The sequence below is a fragment of the Escherichia sp. 20412-1 genome (genome assembly GCF_003027595.1).
In the GTDB taxonomy this organism is placed as follows: domain Bacteria; phylum Pseudomonadota; class Gammaproteobacteria; order Enterobacterales; family Enterobacteriaceae; genus Escherichia; species Escherichia marmotae.
In genome coordinates, this window is record NZ_PYQM01000112.1 from 1 (window position 1) to 1065 (window position 1065).

At 54.8% G+C, this 1065-nt stretch carries 2 protein-coding genes; both read right to left on the minus strand.

Features of this window, described 5'->3' with window-relative positions:
• Nucleotides 1–525, minus strand: a 525-nt coding sequence (locus tag C7B16_RS24200) for a phage tail tube protein (RefSeq protein WP_107180289.1), incomplete at its 3' end; no start/stop codon positions are given.
• A 7-nt stretch (nt 526–532) separates the two neighbouring features.
• Entirely contained in the window at nt 533–928 is a 396-nt protein-coding gene (locus C7B16_RS24205) for a phage minor tail U family protein (protein WP_107180290.1), read from the minus strand.
• Nucleotides 929–1065 lie beyond the last annotated feature (137 nt).

A 1065-nucleotide genomic window follows, 5' to 3' on the forward strand; every position in this document is an offset into this window, starting at 1 on the left:
CACCTCAACAGAGACCGTGGCCGGTGTGACGGTGATCCCCGTCACCGGCGTGATGGTTCCGCTGTCCTCCGCCAGCGACGGTCGACCAATATTGGTGACTTTTATCGTACGGGTGATCACTTCTTTTACGGTGACGGCCTTGCCAATACTGCTCACCCAGCCACGGAACACATCGACCGTGCCATTGGGAAAACGGATTTTATAGGCACGGGTATCGCCCTCATCAAACCACCGCAACAGCGCCTGCTGGCCTGCCTCACCGGGCATCCACGCCAGCGTGAAGCTGGTATCTCCGGCGGATTTCTGCCCCTGTCCGGTCGCGGCCCAGTCCGGATCTTCATCATCGAGATAACTGTCGTCATAGGACTCTGCGGTCAGTTCGCCGGGCGTCAGTTCTTTAACTTTTGCCAGACGCGACCAGTCAACGTCTGAAAGCGGGTTCGCATAAGGGTCACCGTTCCCCTTATAAACCCACAGGGTGGTTCCGGCCCCTTTCACCGGTGCCAGAGGATTTGGTGTTGGCATATCGTCCTCACATTTCATAGGTAATGACATAAGTCAGATCGGCTGAACTCCACAGGCCCGCATCATCGTCGCGCCGGTAGTCATAGCCACTGGCCACCATACTGGTGATCAAATCTGACAGTGCCGGGATATCGCTCATCACCGGATAAATCCGGGACTCCATCCACGCATCCAGCGCTGAATCCGGCACCTGAGCAGGCAGGAAAACTTCAATATGCAGCTCCGCCTGCCAGGTATCGCTGTCCAGCTCTTCGCCCGTGTATTCAGCGCCGGTGAGATAAACGGCAATTGCCGGAAAATCCGCCTCATCAAAAACAGCGGGGCGACCATCAAAAAGCGTCGCCCCGGTGTCATGTTTTTCCAGTGCATCCAGTACGGCTGCACGGAGTTCAGTATGTTTCATCGCTTTATTAGTAAGCGTAAACTGACCGCCGTATGTAGCCATTAAGCCAGTATTGGTAACGTAGGTGCCCACTTTTTCAACTAGTGGACACCTGTTATGGAACAGAAAACATTATCCGCAGAACCCCGCAGAACATT

Bases quoted from the DNA above. Each gene is read 5' to 3' on its own strand.
- C7B16_RS24205 (WP_107180290.1), bottom strand. From the start codon at position 928: ATGAAACATACTGAACTCCGTGCAGCCGTACTGGATGCACTGGAAAAA.